14 protein-coding genes are annotated in these 16,591 nt (G+C 55.4%); 4 read left to right on the forward strand and 10 right to left on the reverse strand.

Features of this window, described 5'->3' with window-relative positions; translation table 11 throughout:
* The first annotated feature begins 13 nt into the window (after positions 1-13).
* The gene (wecB, locus tag HV765_RS16350) at positions 14-1,147 is read left to right on the forward strand and encodes a non-hydrolyzing UDP-N-acetylglucosamine 2-epimerase (protein WP_175170365.1); all 1,134 of its coding nucleotides are present in this window, start codon (positions 14-16) and stop codon (positions 1,145-1,147) included.
* A 44-nt stretch (positions 1,148-1,191) separates the two neighbouring features.
* On the opposite strand, the gene galE is transcribed toward wecB, so the two are convergent.
* From galE to HV765_RS16400, 10 genes are all read right to left on the reverse strand, one after another.
* Positions 1,192-2,241 carry a UDP-glucose 4-epimerase GalE gene (gene galE / locus HV765_RS16355; protein WP_175170366.1) on the reverse strand — a complete coding sequence of 350 codons (1,050 nt, stop codon included), beginning with the start codon at positions 2,239-2,241 and terminating at the stop codon, positions 1,192-1,194.
* A 23-nt stretch (positions 2,242-2,264) separates the two neighbouring features.
* Positions 2,265-3,356: a glycosyltransferase family 2 protein gene (locus HV765_RS16360; RefSeq protein WP_175170367.1), complete on the reverse strand. Its 1,092-nt coding sequence runs from the start codon at positions 3,354-3,356 to the stop codon at positions 2,265-2,267.
* Complete coding sequence (glf, locus tag HV765_RS16365) at positions 3,353-4,531, reverse strand: UDP-galactopyranose mutase (protein WP_175170368.1); 1,179 nt, start codon at positions 4,529-4,531, stop codon at positions 3,353-3,355. Before glf ends, HV765_RS16360 begins: the two co-directional genes overlap by 4 nt.
* A 1-nt stretch (position 4,532) precedes the next feature.
* Positions 4,533-5,720 (reverse strand): glycosyltransferase family 4 protein, encoded by a 1,188-nt coding sequence (locus tag HV765_RS16370; RefSeq protein WP_175170369.1) that lies wholly within the window; start codon positions 5,718-5,720, stop codon positions 4,533-4,535.
* Between the two features lie 135 nt (positions 5,721-5,855).
* The gene (locus HV765_RS16375) at positions 5,856-7,397 is read right to left on the reverse strand and encodes a glycosyltransferase (RefSeq protein ID WP_175170370.1); all 1,542 of its coding nucleotides are present in this window, start codon (positions 7,395-7,397) and stop codon (positions 5,856-5,858) included.
* Positions 7,394-8,695, reverse strand: coding sequence for an ABC transporter ATP-binding protein (locus HV765_RS16380; protein ID WP_175170371.1), 1,302 nt, complete (start codon positions 8,693-8,695; stop codon positions 7,394-7,396). The genes HV765_RS16375 and HV765_RS16380 overlap by 4 nt, the downstream gene beginning before the upstream one ends.
* Positions 8,685-9,512: an ABC transporter permease gene (locus tag HV765_RS16385; protein ID WP_175170372.1), complete on the reverse strand. Its 828-nt coding sequence runs from the start codon at positions 9,510-9,512 to the stop codon at positions 8,685-8,687. Before HV765_RS16385 ends, HV765_RS16380 begins: the two co-directional genes overlap by 11 nt.
* Positions 9,513-9,531: 19 nt before the next feature.
* Positions 9,532-10,317 carry a glycosyltransferase family 2 protein gene (locus HV765_RS16390; protein ID WP_175170373.1) on the reverse strand — a complete coding sequence of 262 codons (786 nt, stop codon included), beginning with the start codon at positions 10,315-10,317 and terminating at the stop codon, positions 9,532-9,534.
* Positions 10,307-11,431: a glycosyltransferase gene (locus HV765_RS16395; RefSeq protein ID WP_175170374.1), complete on the reverse strand. Its 1,125-nt coding sequence runs from the start codon at positions 11,429-11,431 to the stop codon at positions 10,307-10,309. The genes HV765_RS16390 and HV765_RS16395 overlap by 11 nt, the downstream gene beginning before the upstream one ends.
* On the reverse strand, positions 11,428-12,555 hold the full coding sequence (locus HV765_RS16400) for an MraY family glycosyltransferase (RefSeq protein WP_175170375.1): 1,128 nt from the start codon (positions 12,553-12,555) through the stop codon (positions 11,428-11,430). The genes HV765_RS16395 and HV765_RS16400 overlap by 4 nt, the downstream gene beginning before the upstream one ends.
* A gap of 678 nt (positions 12,556-13,233) precedes the next feature.
* Here HV765_RS16400 and HV765_RS16405 point away from each other — a divergent pair.
* The 3 genes from HV765_RS16405 to HV765_RS16415 all read left to right on the forward strand — a co-directional run bounded on the left by HV765_RS16405 (position 13,234) and on the right by HV765_RS16415 (position 16,587).
* On the forward strand, positions 13,234-14,511 hold the full coding sequence (locus tag HV765_RS16405) for an O-antigen ligase family protein (RefSeq protein WP_175170376.1): 1,278 nt from the start codon (positions 13,234-13,236) through the stop codon (positions 14,509-14,511).
* Between the two features lie 55 nt (positions 14,512-14,566).
* Complete coding sequence (locus tag HV765_RS16410) at positions 14,567-15,136, forward strand: SRPBCC family protein (RefSeq protein WP_175170377.1); 570 nt, start codon at positions 14,567-14,569, stop codon at positions 15,134-15,136.
* A gap of 98 nt (positions 15,137-15,234) precedes the next feature.
* Entirely contained in the window at positions 15,235-16,587 is a 1,353-nt protein-coding gene (locus HV765_RS16415) for an MFS transporter (protein ID WP_054420795.1), read from the forward strand.
* Positions 16,588-16,591: the final 4 nt, after the last annotated feature.

The raw sequence follows: 16,591 nt of genomic DNA on the forward strand, positions 1-16,591 counted from the left end.
GCATCTGTCCGCGATGAAAATTCTAACGGTATTTGGCACTCGTCCTGAGGCCATAAAAATGGCGCCTCTGGTGCATGCGCTGGCACAAGAGCCCGCCATTGAGGCGCGTGTGTGCGTAACCGCGCAGCACAGGGAAATGCTGGACCAAGTTCTTGGCTTGTTTGATATTCAGCCCGATTTCGATCTGAATATCATGAGGCCCAGCCAAGATCTCACCGATGTCACCAGCGCCATTCTGAATGGCATGAAACGTGTATTTCAGCACTTCCAGCCAGATTACGTTGTTGTGCATGGCGACACGGCCACCACCTTTGCTGCAACACTGGCCGCGTATTATCACAAGATCCCTGTCGGGCATGTGGAGGCCGGACTACGCACCGGCAACATCTATTCGCCATGGCCCGAGGAGGCGAATCGCAAACTGACGGGAGCATTGGCAAACTTGCACTTTGCGCCGACCGAAACTTCCCGGACGAATCTGCTGCGCGAGGGAGTGCCAACCGAAAATATCATTGTGACGGGCAATACCGTCATCGATGCGCTTCTCTGGGTAAAGCAAAAACTGATTGCCGATCAAAATTTGCGCAACTCAATTGCGGCGCAAATGCCCTTCTTGAGCGACGATCGGCGCATCGTGCTGATTACCGGACATCGCCGGGAGAGCTTTGGTTCCGGATTTGAAAGAATCTGCCAGGCCATCGCGACCTCCGCCGCACGGTTTCCTGATCACGATTTTGTTTATCCGGTCCATTTGAATCCGAACGTCCGTGAGCCGGTAAACCGGTGGCTGAAAGGCCTGAAAAATGTCTTTCTGGTCGAACCGATGGATTACCTGCCCTTTGTTTATTTAATGGACAGATCTCACATCATCTTGACAGATTCCGGCGGCATTCAAGAAGAGGCCCCGTCGTTAGGCAAGCCAGTGCTGGTCATGCGCGATACGACCGAACGCCCTGAGGCCGTCACAGCGGGCACGGTGCGGTTGGTCGGGACGGATGTGAACACGATCACAGAGCAAATCGCCATGCTGCTCTCGCAGAACGGCGAATATCAAAAGATGAGCATCGCGCATAATCCTTATGGCGATGGGCTGGCAAGCAAGCGCATCGTAGATACCCTCCGCCAGACGGAGAAATTTTCAGACTGATTCGCCTGCCCAAGTCCTGATTGCTATCCAGCTATCCCGAAAGCCTATTTCTTTTCGGGATAGCCATCAGGATTGTTTTTTTGCCATTTCCAGCCATCTCGGCACATTTCGTCGACAGTCCGCTTGGCGACCCAGCCCAACACTTGATTCGCCCGAGAGGGATCCGCCCACGCCTCTCCGATATCGCCTGCCCGGCGCGACGTGACCTGATGCGGTACGGCAACGCCGCTGACCCCCTCGAACGCGGCAATCAATTCCTTCACCGAGGTACCCCGCCCGGTACCCAGGTTAAACGCCGCAAACCCCTGCTCGCTACGCGAGGACAGAGCATATTCAATTGCTTTGACGTGCCCATCCGCCAAATCTGCAACATGGACATAGTCCCGCACGCCTGTGCCGTCAGGGGTATCGTAGTCATCCCCGAAGATGCGCAGGCGATCTGCACGGCCTATAGCGGTACGCGTTATGTACGGAAAAAGATTGTTGGGCTCGCCCCGGGGATCCTCTCCAATCAATCCCGTTTCATGCGAACCAATAGGATTGAAATACCGCAGGCATATGGCCTTTATTGCGGAATGCGATGCGCAAAGATCTTGCAGAATCTGCTCGACCATCGCCTTAGTCCAGCCGTAGGGGTTGGTCGGGGCAATTCGATGCCCCTCTACGAACGGCAAAAATTCGGGCTCGCCATAGACGGTCGCCGAGGAACTAAACACGATAGTATCCACGCCCGCACGGCGCATCGCCGTCAGCAGAACGAGAGTGCCTGCCACGTTATTGTCGTAGTACTCGAGTGGCTTGCTATTGGACTCCCCCACGGCCTTCAAGGCAGCAAGATGGAGCACACAAATGACAGGCGCCCCTCGATCGGCGCACTGCTGGAAGACGGCACTCAATGCGTCTGCGTCCCGGATGTCTCCCTTAACGCACTCGACCGCCACGCCTGTAATCTGTTCGACACGTTCAAGAGCGACAATGCCGCTATTGGAAAAGTTATCGAAGACCACCGGTCGGTAACCTGCTTGAATCAGGCTGACGAGAGTGTGCGTGCCTATATACCCCGCACCCCCGGCGACCAAAATCGTGTTTTCCATGGCTACTCTGTTCCAGTGCTACTTCAAGGCATGACACCAAGGCGGCCGCGGACGGCGCGCTTCACTCGCCTATATCCACGCAACGGCAAGCCAAGAAGATTTTCAAACGAGGTATCCAACCGAGCGCAAGGCCCCAGCAAGCGCCAATACGCAGCAATAGGCACGTAGTGGAACATTCTGGCGATCTTGATACCGCGATGTACTTTTTTGCCAAACATATCCCAGATGATTCCGGTTTTCAGCCAAGCAGAACCGAAGTTCTTATCTGCGACTGCAAAAATCTCTTGGAGCGCCTTTAGCTTCGGATAGTCAGAGAGCGTACTCACACGTCGAATCCACGAAACGCAGTGAATTGCGACATACCACATCAGCTGCTTTCGGTAACTGTCAAACGCGCCCTTCTTTCTGTAGAAAGCAAGCATGTCGTTCAGCGCCGGCACGATATTCAGGATCCGCTTGTCCGTCTGCTTCATTGACTGGGTCGGACGCGTAATATCGTAGTTGTACAGTTCCTTGTCCACGTAATAGATTTTTTTCGCGACAAGATAGCTCTTGGGCACGAAATTCGCATCGGCAAACATGATCCCCGGCAAAAGCCGGACATCTGGATCATCAAATATCGAACGGTGATAAATCCGGCCGCATGGCGTCGCCCAGTTCCGGTACAACAGGTCGCGATCCGTCGTCGTCAATTCGCGCTCGGAATCGATCGGGATTGGCTTGAACTGCGACGTATAGCCGGTAAAGTAATAACGCAGATTACCGATCAACAGATCCGCCCCGGTCTCTTGCGCCTTGGCGTACATGAATTCGATGGCATCATCATCAAGAAAATCATCGCCATCGACAATAATTATGTATTCGCCGGTTGCCCGGTCAATGCCGTAATTACACGCCGCGCCATGACCACCGTTCTCCTTGATGAACGACTTAAAGATACCAGGCCACTTCTCTACATACTCGTCAATGATAAGTTGACTGTCATCCGTCCCCCCATCATTGACGACAAGCACCTCGATGTCCTTGCACTTTTGATTCGCAAGCGACGCCAGGCACCTTTCAACATAGAATTCCAGGTTGTATACCGGAACAACAACACTGACTTTAGGCCTCATTTCTTTTTGTTCTCGTCAAAATCGGAATCAAACACATCCAAAGCACGCTCAATGATGTTGTTCATATCGTAGTAGCGATATTCAGCCAATCGACCAACCAATTTCAAATTGGCAAAAGTCTCGGCCAGCTCCACGTAACGGGCATACAGTTCGGCGTTGGTATCCTTGGGGATGGGATAGTAAGGAATGCTCTTCGAGGGCACGTTACGATCATATTCCTGCGGATACTCCTTCATGATGGTCGTCTTTTCCGGCTTTTCTCCCATCAGGTGCTTGTATTCCGTAATACGGGTGAATTCTTCCGAGTTCGGATAGTTCACCGTGGCAGTCGGTTGATACAGATCCATGTCATGCGTTTCGAGGTCGAACCTTAGCGACCGGTATGGCAGCTCTCCGTAGGCATAATTGAACAGTTCGTCCACAGCTCCGGTATAGATCACATCGCCGGTGAATTCTTCGCCCTCGAGCAGGATCTTTCCCGTGTCTACGTCAAACCGCAACACGTCATGCGCCTTCGTATTCAAGCGAACTTCGATATTGGGGCTTGACAGCATATTTGCGAACATGGCCGTGTAGCCTTTCTTCGGCAAAGCCTGGTGGCTCTCCTGGAAGTAGCGGTCGTCGTAGGACAGATGCACGGGCACGCGGGCGGTAATTGTCTCGAAATCGAGATTCTCGGGTTTGTCGCCCCACTGTTTTGTGGTGTAGTTCAGATAAATATTCTGAAAAATAAACTCACCAAGGTCGCGCACACGTGAGTCGCTATGCTTGCGAAGCACGGAAACCGGAACCTTCACATCCATGCCGAATTCCGAAATCAGCAGTTGCTTCAAGTCTGCTGCTTGTTCAGGCAGCAATTTCTCGAGGGACGTCAGGTTGAACGGAACCGGCACCAACTGGCCCTGCACATGCGCCAGCACGCGATGCTGGTAGGGCTCCCAGTCCGTGAATTGCGAAATATAGGAAAGCACACGGGGACTATTGGTCCGAAACAGATGGGGACCGTATTTATGAACCATGACCCCATGATCATCGCGGTAATCATACATATTACCGGCGATATGATCCCGCTGCTCGATCAACAGAACCCGCTTATTGCTTTGGGAGGCCAGGCGCTCCGCGAGGATGGATCCAGCAAAACCGGTTCCAACAATCACTACGTCATAATTATTCATATCACACCTTTATAACTGATCGAATTGCATCTTCCATGAGGCGCGATACCCTCTCGACGGAGTACTCTTCGTATACTGAATAGTCAGGATTTATTTTCTTGTCGATATAGCGCTTCAGCACATAGGCGATTCGATCCAGTCTGCTATCCGCAACTAGATTTTTCGCCTTTACCATAATGTCTGCCGTAGGCCCTTTGGCCATCGTGATCGACGCGATGGGCTTACGCGCCCCCATGTAATCCGTCAGCTTTCCCGGAAAGAAGGGATTGCAGTCCAAACCATCCTCTTCCCTCGTGAACATGCCGTCAATCAGGAGAAGCGCGTCGGCCTCCGCCATCAAACGCAAGCTCTCGGAGTAGGCGACCGGCCCCAGGAAACTCACATGTGACGGATGGCGCATGGAAGAATGGGCGGCTCTGTCATTTTCGCAAGGTGCGCCGCCATAGAATCGGAGTTCAAAGCGGCCTTTGTATTCAGGATATATCTCCAGCAGCCGATCAACCGCCTTTAACACCGGCTCAGCGGTGCGCTTCACGTGATAAAGCGTGCCCAAATGCGAAAAAACAAATTTCTCATCCCCTCGTTCCCGGGGAGCGCGGTACATCTTCTGATCAAAGCAGTGAGGCACCACCACCGCCTTGGCTTTCAACGCAGCCAGATCACCGGTGAACATGAGGTCCCGTTGATACTCGTTATTCAGAATAACAAGATCGGCGTTCCGCAGGGTGGCTCGCTCAATAGCGCAATCCTCCTCGATCAGGGGGTACCCGGCAATGTACTTGACATACGGATTCTTAATAAAGAGGTCACCAAAATAGCTGATCCAGGGCATTTCCGGATGCTTTTTCTTAATCGCCGCTGCGGCTTCATGGCTTACGAGCTCATTCGAATGCGAGATGATGAAATCAAATTTCTCGTTCGATTCTTCGAATGCCTTTACCACACCCTCGATGAACTTAGCACGGGCATCGCGCGTACGCGGCTGCGTATGATCGGCATCCTTGACCTCAATTCGTTTAATCGGCGCGGATGCGAAAGCCATGATTCCGTCGTCGCGCGCATCGCGCGCAACCTGGACGACCGTGTAGGAAAAATCAGTGTCTTTGATTCGTTTGAAAAAATCTAGATCCGCAGACCCTATATAGGGCGCAAAAAACCAAGAGGGGGCAAAACCGTTAAGTTTTTTCATTATGAAGCTAATATATGCTTTAAGCCTCTTCCGGCCAAATTTTACGAGGAGCGACGTCTATTATAGACAGTACGAATAAGTTTTCGGAGGCGGGAAATTCGCGATGAATCGCCTTGTTTTCGCACGCCGATTAGGTCAGCGGCCCAAGCGGCTCCGAACAGCGTCTGAAATCCGCTCTCGCCATGTCTTTTGCTGCTGCAGGCGGATATCAAGCCTGCTGAGAGCACCCTCAAGCGCCTTGATCGACTGAGCTAGCTCTTCGACCTCGCGCCGACCCTCAGCATTAAGATCCCGCAATTCGTTCAACATCTGTTTCATCACTTGCGAACGATGCTCTTCGGCGTGCGCCATGCCCGAGAGGATCTCCCGCTGCGTGGCAGCAACTTGCGCCTGCTCCCTGCCCCAACGAAGAGCGTTCATGCGCGACTCGTAAAATCGGAAACCTTCAACGGCTGCGGGGGAAAAGTACGCTGCGGAGTGCAACACGCGCCCGATACGGTAGAACAACTCCTCTGATTGAAGATATGGCACCTGCGAGGCGGCAGTCTCCTCAGCCTGAAGCACACTGTATATTGCCCGAACCAACGGCGATCCGCTGTAAGTATAAGCAGATATTTGCTTCGCAAACGAGGACCAGACCGCGTCCTCAGAGTGGTGCCGCCGCATCATCTCCAACAGTTCCGCCGTTCTTGCCGGCCCGCCTTCAAGTTGACTGACAAGATCTTCGGTCGACAAGTTAGGCAGATTACGTCCGGAGAAATTGGCGGACGCAGCGCGCCGAAACAGGTCGGGGCCGACAAAGCCTTTGACCCCGTCGTAGCCGACCATGCACACCGGCTTGTCACAGGCCACGCCTTCCAGCAACACCCGGCCCATCCCCGCGACGCCGGCGCTCGAGTGCATCAGGTTATGAACATCTGAACGCGCCCCCAGGAACCGGGCGATGTGATCAACGCCATCCGACTGCAGCCATTCTTCCAGCGTCACTCGACCAGGCCCATCCCCGACGATATCGATGTGGGTGAAACCAAGCGCATGCGCTTGGTTTACGAACTGCCGGATGCCATGGATCTTGACCGCATCAAGTCGGCTGACGACCAACCACGGCGCGTCATTGGGCATCAACGAATCGGAATGCCCAAACCGGTTAACATCAATCGCGTTGTATTGTATGCAAAGCTGCCCGCCAGGAACGTAAGGCGCCGACAGGTCGCGGACCTCCTCGGATACGGCAAGCACGGCATTTGCCGTGGGCAGGACCAACGCTGCCGAAAGGTAGTCGTTGAACGGACCGTATCCGGAGCTCAATGACGCCGGACCATGCAAAGTGAGAATAAAAGGCACGCCTTCCAGCGCTGCCGCCAGCATCGCAGGGAAAAGACTGGTGAACGGATGCGCATGCACATGCGTGACCGCCATTTCCCGAATGAGTGCGCGCAAATTTTCCACAGTCGCCACCAAATCGGTGACGGTAGAATCCGGCCCCAGCCGCAGTCCGGTGCGAAGCGTAGCCAAGCCGGGCGGCAAAAACTCGGCGATCGGCTCGGAACCGCAAGCCAGATGCACCGCCCAGCCATCGGCAGCCATGACTCTCACTTGACCGGCTATGTATGTTTCCAGACCGCCAACGTCGTAGCTCTCGGTAACGATAAGAATAGAGGGTGATCTGCCGCTCACAGCTTCTCTACCCGGGCTTTCGACGCAAGCGCGGCAATTCCGCTGCCCAACGTACGGCGATGGCTCACCTTAAGAATGATTACGTCGGTCTTTCGGTCGAGATAGTCCATCCCCGCTTTAGTAACCTCTTCGGCGATGGCAAGCGTGACAAAATAGCTGCCTTCGCACAAAGCCAGCTCCAGATCGAAAACGACCCGCAGGCGATCCCCAGGTTTGGCATCTGCATAGCTGGAATCGTGATAGAGCGTACTCGTGCCAAAGGCGGAAACGCCCTCGACCGTTCTAATAAGCAAGCCCGCCTGCATCATCGAGATTGGCGCGAACACCTCGACATCCACCTCGATTCGGGCCTTCTGTCCTATCTCAAAAGCCTCGCACTGCTCGCCAGCCTCATCCAAGGCTCGCCAGCCGCGGATCAGCGCCCGCATACCGGGATCGTCATCCGGACCCGGCTCAATCGCTCCCGATGTCGCCACTTGCTCCGAAACGGCCCTCTGTTCATCGGCCGCCGCCTCACCCGACGACACATTTGCGTTCAAATAGCGCAAATAGGTCCGCTCGTCGGAGTAAAGCAACGCGTGGTATTGGTCGACGACTTCTTTGGCCGGACCCAACCCATGCAATTCGCCCCGATGCAGCAAGGCCGCGCGTTGACAGAATTTCTCCACGGTTGAGGTTGCGTGGGTAACGATCAAGATGGCGCAACCGCCGGCTCGCAAACGTTCGATGTAATCAAAACACTTGCGCTGGAACTTCTCATCCCCGACAGACAGCGCTTCATCGACGATCAATACGTCAGGCTGGACGCATGCCTGTACCGCAAACGCCAAGCGCACATACATACCGCTTGAATACGTCTTGACAGGCTGCTCCAAGTGCTCCCCGATGTCCGCAAAAGCTATGATCTCGTCGATTCGCTCGTCCATCTGGTCTTTGGAGAAGCCCAAAATAGAACCGTTCAGGTAGACGTTCTCGCGTCCCGTGAACTCCGGGTTGAAACCGGAACCCAACTCCAATAGCGCAGCAAGCTTGCCGTTGACGGTGGCCTCCCCCGACGTAGGCGCCAGCGTGCCGGCAATAATCTGCAACAACGTACTCTTGCCGCTGCCATTACGGCCAAGAATTCCTACTGTCTCGCCCTTTTTTACGTCCAGCGTGACATTACGGAGCGCCCAGAATTCCTTGAAATATTGGCGTCGCCCTAGCGAGAGAAATTGCAGCAAACGATCCCGCGGTTGCGAGTACATCTCAAACCGCTTGGAGACGTTCTCTACCGAAATGACTTTCTCAGAGAACATCGGCAAACCCCTTCCTTGTTTTTTGGAACCATGAAAAACCCAATGCCGCAACGACCATCGCCACCACCATATAGATTGCCCAAACATCCCACTCAATCGTTTTCCCCCAGAACAGAACGTTCCGGCTTTGCTCGATAATGAGGGTCAGCGGACTGATATGGAGGAATGGACGAAATCTCTCTGGAATCGCCTCTGCCGCATAAAATATGGGTGAGAGAAACATGAGAACGGTTGTAATGATGCTAATGAATTGCGTAACGTCCCGCAGATATACACCCAGCGCCGCAAGGAACCAGCTGAATCCCAATATGATGATGGCCAAAGGCAAAATTACCAGCGGGAACAGCACAACGGTCCAATGCGGAACGCCAAACAAGATCAGGTAAAAGATCACCCAAACCAGAAGACTGATCAGCATATGGAAGAGCGCCGCACCCAAGGATACGCAAGGAAGCGTTTCCAAAGGGAACACGACCTTTTTGACATAATTGACATTACCCAAGATCAATGACGGGGCGCGGTTTATGCACTCGGCGAACATATTGAACACAATAAGGCCGGCAAAAAGCACCAAAGCAAATTCCGCTTTGGATTCGGACCCCCCCGGCCAGCGCGCCTTGAAAACTACGCTAAACACAAAGGTGTAGACCAGCAACATGAAAACGGGGTTGAAGAATGACCACAACAGGCCCAAGGCCGAACCACGATATCGGCCGACGACCTCCCGCTTTATGAGATTCCAAGTGAGCTGGCGATTCCTGGCCAAGCTTTTGACTAGCGACAGCGGAGATGCACTGTGTTTTGATTTTTGAGACACGCGCAATAATCCCTACAAATTAATCATGATTGAGCTTTCGCCATACTCCGCGCTTCATTACCGCATGCCACGCGTAGCATAGGAAAAAAAACGCACTGCGAAAAACGGACAAACCAAGGCCTGAGCGATAAATTCCCCATTGCCAGCGTGCCGCTTTAAGCTTGTTCGCGGATAATGAGCTGGCGCTGACGCGATATTTGGCAAGAGGCTCGCTTGAGGGCGTAGCGCGGGCCACGCCCGAACGCTCAAGCGCTCGCAACCAGAATAGGTAATCCTCGTGCTTGATGTCTTCGAACTTCAGGCTGACCAAGTCTGCCCGGCGAAATATTCCCGTTAGATTGCCGATGAAATTCGACCTCAACATATCCTCGTATCGCAACACCCGCGGCGCTAGCACCTTGCCAACAACCCGGCCATCGCCATCAATCCGGAAATAATCTCCATAGGAGATCGGCACACCCGTCTCTTGCATGAAGGAAACCTGCCGCTCCAGCTTGAAAGGCGCCCATACATCGTCCGCGTCGAGAAATGCCACGTACTGACCGCTGGCCATGGCCAGCGCGCAATTGCGGCTGTGGACGACGCCCATGTTGGTGGAATTGCGGCGGTACTGAATCCGCGGGTCATCTTGCTGGAACGCCTCGACGAGCGCTGCCGTATTGTCGACCGAAGCATCGTCGACGACCAGCAGTTCCCAGGCTTCATACGTCTGACTCAGCACGGACGTGATGGCATCGACAATGAACTGCCCTGCGTTGTAGGCCGGCATCACGATCGAAACGACGGGTCTAGTCTCAAAGGCCATCGGCTCGCCCACCAACGTACAGCTGCTTCACCCTCGCAACGTACTCACCGCAGTAATGCGTGAGGTAATACGATTCGTAACGTTCGCTCCACAACTGCGCGGCGCGTTTGCCCCGTTCGGTAACGGCGGGCTCGGTAAGCGCATCCAGCCACGCTGTGATGGCTTGCGCCCCTTCGCCGATAGCCCATCCCGAAACGTCTTGATCAACCCTCGCCCCAGGCGGCGTCCCGTCGGTCGTCAGCAAGGGACGGCCGAGCATCAAATGTTCATAGTATTTATTTGGAGAGGCGTGCCGGTGATTCGGCACCGATAGATAATACAAACCCACCATGATGTCCATCGTGGCCATCAGCCGCAGCCCGGCAGCGCTTTCTCTCGCCCCGTGAAAATGAATGTTCGGCAAATTCTCGGACGCAGCGGAAAACTGTGGCGCTAGTCGACCATATCCCGCGACGTGCAGTTGGACGTCAAGTCGTCCCGTGCAGGCGGAAAGCAGATCTTCCAGCCCGCGGTGCTGCGCCTCAAGTACGCCAAAATAACCAATCTTCCAAGGCCGTCTTACTTCCCAGGGTGCAATGCGCTCGATTCCAGGATGCGGAACGTTTTCCAAGACAAGCACCTTGGCCTCATTTGGCTGCAAACCGTGCTGAGAATAACGCTCAGCGCTTGCAATGATTGCCAACGCGGCGGATTTGGCGATCATCCGCTCCAAGGCGTCAATCGCCTTGCCAAGTATGCCTCCGATGTTCCGCACGGCGGTGTACTTATCGTACAGATCCAACACCAACGGGCGCCTGAACATCTGGCAAAACAGCCAGGCTGCGAAGCCAGAGTCCAGGTCCACCGCATGCACGACGCGGACCTGACGCCGCGCTTTGATCAGCTGCCAAAAGACATAGGCGTTCCACCACAGCAAAGCGATGGCGTTGCGCCACCCACCCCCCAATTTGGCAATCTTGGAAAAATAGCGAAACCCCCGCCGGGCCGATGCCGGCCGGCCGTCCTTGTTCCAGCCGATGAAGCAGAATGGAATTTCCGCATCGGTTAACGCATCGAAGTACTTTCCCATGCGGGCGTCAAAATCAGCAATGTAGGAGCGAATAAAAAATATCATTTACGCAAAGAGCGCCCTGAACCGTAACGGCCGCGTTTCTTGAGGATCATCCAGCGCGGCATGCGGAACAACACCAACTTTCGGTATAGGAGCACATAAGTGACCGAGAAGCCTGCCGCACACGCCATCAGCACGTATGGCATTTGCCAAAAGAGGACCGCCGGAATAACAGCCATGGACGATAGCAGCCAGAGATATGGCGAAGTCATGGAATTGCGCTGGTTCCGATGCCGCAGTTCGCTGGAACCCACTGCCCATCGCACCACGCGCTTATAAATTAGCATATGCAAGTGCACGCCATCGGGAGCGCCGGGAGAAACCCCTCGAAGCCATTTTTTTCGATAGATCGAGAACAAAGTCTCAAACACGGGATAAATGCAGAGCAACAAGGGGAACCATGCGGAAACGTTGGGGTGCCGGGCGAGCATGAGTACGGAAACAGTTCCGATCATGAAACCGATAAAATAAGCCCCCCCGTCCCCCAGGAATATCAGACCACGCGGATAATTCCATAACAAGAAGCCGAAAATTGCGCCTATCATTCCCACACAGGTGACGAGCAGCAGGCGATCGCCAAGGTAATAGGATACGTATGCAAAGCCCGCAAAGATCATTGCAGAGACAACGGCAGCCAGACCGTTATATCCGTCAATGATATTGATTGCGTTGGCGGCGCCAGCAATGGCCACCGCGGTGACAATAAACGAGATGGGACCGAACTGCAGAAGCCAATCGATTCCGATTATATCCAGCCGCGTCAATTCCGCACCGAGGAAATAATATGCAGCCATGCCAGACAGCATTGCCAAAGACAGCCGCTGCAATACCCTTACGCGCTTGGTGATATCTTCAGCCAACCCCCCTAAGAATGCAGGCATCGCCACCGCCAGTAAAATCAATGGCTCGTCGCGCAACGAGGATTCGCGAAAAGTCGCCAATATAAAAATGCAAGCCATCGCGAACACAAGGGATACCCCCCCAACTCGCGGCACAGGCTTGTCGTGGTATTTTTGAACCCCCTTGGTTTCATGGTCGGCGGTAAATTTTCCATGAATCGCATTAAACCTAAGCACCAGCAACGTAAAACCCAAGGACGCGATGAACGCCACAAGCAAATAAAGCATATTTTTATATAAGCGCTGTTACGTAATGAGTATTTAGATATCTTGCCCGCCGCTGTGGTAATTTTTTAAAAAAATCCAAAGCGGTCCAGCTTTTAGCCACGCTTAATTTTCTAGCATTAAAACCAGCCCGCGCAGTGCCAAGTAAAAATTTGATGCGCTACTTATCCTGCTGACGCCTCACCGTTTAGATTATACGGGGCGGAATCGGTGCTTGCCAAAATTGGGCTTCGCCTCTTGGACGCCACCGCTTGGCTCACTACCCTTGCGTTGCGCGCGTAAACCTGCGCAGGCGTAATTATCGCACTTTCACCATTGTAGGTGAGCGTAATAAGGAGTAGATACTTGGCAAAGAATCCTTCATGAATTAGGGGACGCCACCCCCATTTCCCGGTACCGAGGCATTGCGATTTTGAGGACACAACCAAAACCGGTCGATCAATGGCGGCCCCATTAGAAATAAGAACTATTTATAGTAAATTACATTTTGGTGACGATTTGGTCCATTTTTCGGCGTCCGGCCCGAGGCGACTAGATAAAGATACAAGGTCACTCTGTATATTTGTTACAATTCCCATCCCCGCTAGTCTCGACTGCGGGGAGAGCCTAAGATTTACCTAAGCACGCAACCGCCAACCCGCAATTCAAGTGCACGTGCCCTCTCGGGCTCGAGCCTCCGCCATGCTCCCCCTTCTGCCCCAACTCATTGTCACATTGCTAACAGTTCTGCCTGTGGCAGCCATGACCCTTGGCGGTGCCAGCACGCTGTTTTACGCAATCGTCCTGGCATGCTTGATCCGGTGCGTACATCGGCCCGGGGGATGGAGGGAGACGCTGCATGACCTGACGCCCTATCGCTATGTCATCGGCGCGCTTACCGTGCCTATCTGTGCAATTGTGCTTAGCCAGCTCGCCCACGGCAGTTTTCACAGTGCTTCGATTGAACGAGGCCTGCGCATTTCCCTTGCCTTCCCGATTATTCTTGGCGCAATGCTGAGCATTGATGCCAAGCTGCTACGGTATGCCGCCGGTGGCATATCGGTGGCCGCCTTGGCGTCGGCCGCTATCGTGTTCTGGTTGGTTTTCCCCCGTTGGAACCGCCCTGATACGCCTCAATACAACGCAGTGGGCTATGGCAATCTTTTATTGCTGTGGCTCGTCTTCATCGTTTATGCCTGGAATTGGGCGCTGACAAAACGGCCGCAGCTTGAAAAGTGTGTCACGGGGTTGATCATCGTCAGCGCCTTTGCCGGCTTTGTGCTGACGCAGACGCGAACAGGGTGGCTGGCTATTCCACTCTTCGTGCTCATTGCATTGTGGCTCTTTGGCAAGCCCCGCCAACCGCTCAAGGCAATTGGCTTGCTGGCTGGGAGCCTTGCAATCCTGGTCGCGCTGGGTTCCTCAAACCAGGCGCTGCGGGCACGCGTGGCTCAAGGAATCCAGGAGGTACAAGAATGCCATGGAAGCCAAGCAACAGCAGATACTTCCATGTGCATCCGACTGCAGCTCTGGAGAGCCAGCCTTCAGATGATCGAAGCGGAGCCCGTTTTCGGTCTCGGGTCGCCAGAGCGATTCGTCCCCGAGTTGGAAGCCAGAGTGGCGACCGGTGTCGTCTCGCCATTTGTCGCCCAGGATTTCGGAGAGCCTCACAATGACATACTGCAAATACAGACCACCTACGGCCTGCTCGGCAGCCTGGGCTTAATGCTGCTCTACGCCGCTCCGGCCTATGTCTATTTCCGCCGCTTGGCCGCACAGAGCCCGATGCCGATCCGCATCGCGGCGGCCATGGGCTTGGCCCTTACGCTTGGATTCGCAATATTCGGATTGACCGAACTCATGTTCCGTTCAATGCAGAACATATCCTTGTACGTGACGTTAGTGGCTTGGCTCCTGGCTTTGAGCGACAAGAATTCCGGCGTCCGGGCAGGCAACTGGCGTCTTGGGACGCCCCCATAGTCAAACTTCGCAACTAGGGCCACAATGTCCGCATAACTCTTCCAAGGAGACAGCCATGCGCATTGCCGATGCCCAATGGATTCCTTCGACGCAACACCAGACATGGGATGCGTTGACCGACCCGAGAGTCTTGCAGAAGTGCATTCCGGGCTGCGTGGAGGTGGCCATGCGCAGCGCCACGGAATATGCCATCACCCTGCGGGCCAAGATCGCCGGGATCGACACGGACTACGAAGGCGAGATCCTGATGTCCGATGTCAACGCTCCCGACAGTTGCACGCTGGTGTTCGAAGGCAAAGGCCGCGCGGCCTGCCTGGCGATTGGCACCGCCCAGATCAATCTCAGCACCAAGGACCAAGGCACCCGTGTCGCCTACACCGTGGCCGGCATGGCGGGTGGCAAGCTCGCCGAGTGCGGCGAAGGTTTGCTGCTGAAAGCGGGCGAAAAGATCATCGAGAAGTTCTTCGCCGCCTTCATCGACCACATGGCAGCGCAACCGCGCATCGCGCCGCCGCCCCCACCGCCCGAACCCGAACCCCGCGGCCTGTCCAATTCCCGATGGTCATGGGCGCTAGTGGTTCTAGTCATCGCGGTGTTCTGGGGATACCACTCGTTTTACAAGTGAAAACCCTAGTGGGCTGGTGATATCCTTGGCGGATGACTCCGCCACCGCCACCAGCCCCGCCATCGACTGACCCCGCCCACTCTCGACGGGACCTGTTGATGGCCATGGCGGGGGTGTCCGCCACGGTCGTTCTGGCGGCGCTGGACTCCACCATCATCAGCACTACGCTTCCGCGCGTGGCCGAGGCGCTGGACGGCATGGCGCTCTATGCCTGGGTCGGTACGGGCTATCTGCTGGCCACCGCGGCCTCTATCCTGATCTTCGGCCGGCTGGGCGACATGTTCGGCCGCAAGCCGCTGATGCTCGTGTCCGTGCTGATCATCGCGCTCGGCTCCATCGCTTGTGGACTGGCGCAGTCCATGACCCAATTGATCGTGTTCCGCACCCTGCAAGGGGTGGGCGGCGGCATGATGATTGCGACTGCTTTCGCGGCCCCGGCCGACCTGTTCCCGGACGCCAAGCAGCGGGTGCGATGGATGGCGCTGGTGTCGGCAGCATTTGCCATGGCCAGCGGCATCGGCCCGGTGCTGGGCGGCGCGGCGACGCAGGCGCTGGGCTGGCGCGCGGCATTCTTCATTTCGCCTATCGCAGCCGCCGGCGCCTTCTTTCTGCTGGCGCGCTACTTTCCCCGCATCCGGCCCATGCATGACGGCAGCCGCAAGATTGATTGGGTGGGCGCCATTCTGCTGGTGCTGGCCGTGGGCGCGCCGCTGGCCGCGCTGGAGCTGGCCTTCGCCCGCGGTGAACATGCGCACCCGCTGCTGGGCGGCATGCTGGCCTTGATTGGCGTGGCCGCCATCGCCATCCTGATTCCCACCGAACGCCGGGTGAAGTCGCCCATCTTTCCGCTGCGCGTGCTGTCGGGACGCGATTCCCGCCTGCTGAATCTGTCGGCGATGATGGTCGGCGCGGTGATGTTTGTGCTGATCTTCTACAGCCCGCTGTTGTTGCAGCAGGTACTGGGTTACACCCCCAGCGAGGCCGGGCTGCTGCTGACGCCCCTGGTAGCGGCGATTTCGGTGGGCAGCATCATCAACGGCCGGCTGTTTCCCAAGCAGACCGAGCCGCAGCGCCTGATGGTGTTCGGCGGCCTGTTGCTGGCAGGCGGCAGCCTGATGGTGCTGCTGATTTCGCCAGGCACATCGGCCTGGTGGATTCTTGCCGCCTTCTTCGTCAATGGCTGCGCGTTGGGCTTCCTGTTACCCAACCTGACGCTCTTCATGCAGATGCTGAGCGAGCGCCGCGACGTGGGCGTGGCGTCCGCGTTGGTGCAGACGACCCGCGCCATCGGCAGCGCGCTGGGTACGGCGGTAGTGGGCATCATCATTTCGCACAGCACGGTACTAAACGGAGTGCGGACCGGCCTCGGCCTATGTATTGTGCTGTCGCTGACCTGTGCGTTGCTGGCGCATCGGGTCAAGATGAAGAACCTCGTCACCAGCCGCAAATAAGCCA

The sequence above is a fragment of the Achromobacter kerstersii genome, from assembly GCF_902859595.1.
Classification (GTDB): domain Bacteria; phylum Pseudomonadota; class Gammaproteobacteria; order Burkholderiales; family Burkholderiaceae_B; genus Achromobacter; species Achromobacter kerstersii.

Excerpts from the sequence above, each read along its gene's own strand:
- wecB (WP_175170365.1), top strand. The coding sequence starts at position 14 with ATGAAAATTCTAACGGTATTTGGCACTCGTCCTGAGGCCATAAAAATG.
- galE (WP_175170366.1), bottom strand. The coding sequence starts at position 2,241 with ATGGAAAACACGATTTTGGTCGCCGGGGGTGCGGGGTATATAGGCACG.
- HV765_RS16360 (WP_175170367.1), bottom strand. The coding sequence starts at position 3,356 with ATGAGGCCTAAAGTCAGTGTTGTTGTTCCGGTATACAACCTGGAATTC.
- glf (WP_175170368.1), bottom strand. The coding sequence starts at position 4,531 with ATGAATAATTATGACGTAGTGATTGTTGGAACCGGTTTTGCTGGATCC.
- HV765_RS16370 (WP_175170369.1), bottom strand. The coding sequence starts at position 5,720 with ATGAAAAAACTTAACGGTTTTGCCCCCTCTTGGTTTTTTGCGCCCTAT.
- HV765_RS16380 (WP_175170371.1), bottom strand. The coding sequence starts at position 8,695 with ATGTTCTCTGAGAAAGTCATTTCGGTAGAGAACGTCTCCAAGCGGTTT.
- HV765_RS16390 (WP_175170373.1), bottom strand. The coding sequence starts at position 10,317 with ATGGCCTTTGAGACTAGACCCGTCGTTTCGATCGTGATGCCGGCCTAC.
- HV765_RS16395 (WP_175170374.1), bottom strand. The coding sequence starts at position 11,431 with ATGATATTTTTTATTCGCTCCTACATTGCTGATTTTGACGCCCGCATG.
- HV765_RS16400 (WP_175170375.1), bottom strand. The coding sequence starts at position 12,555 with ATGCTTTATTTGCTTGTGGCGTTCATCGCGTCCTTGGGTTTTACGTTG.
- HV765_RS16405 (WP_175170376.1), top strand. The coding sequence starts at position 13,234 with ATGCTCCCCCTTCTGCCCCAACTCATTGTCACATTGCTAACAGTTCTG.
- HV765_RS16410 (WP_175170377.1), top strand. The coding sequence starts at position 14,567 with ATGCGCATTGCCGATGCCCAATGGATTCCTTCGACGCAACACCAGACA.
- HV765_RS16415 (WP_054420795.1), top strand. The coding sequence starts at position 15,235 with ATGGCCATGGCGGGGGTGTCCGCCACGGTCGTTCTGGCGGCGCTGGAC.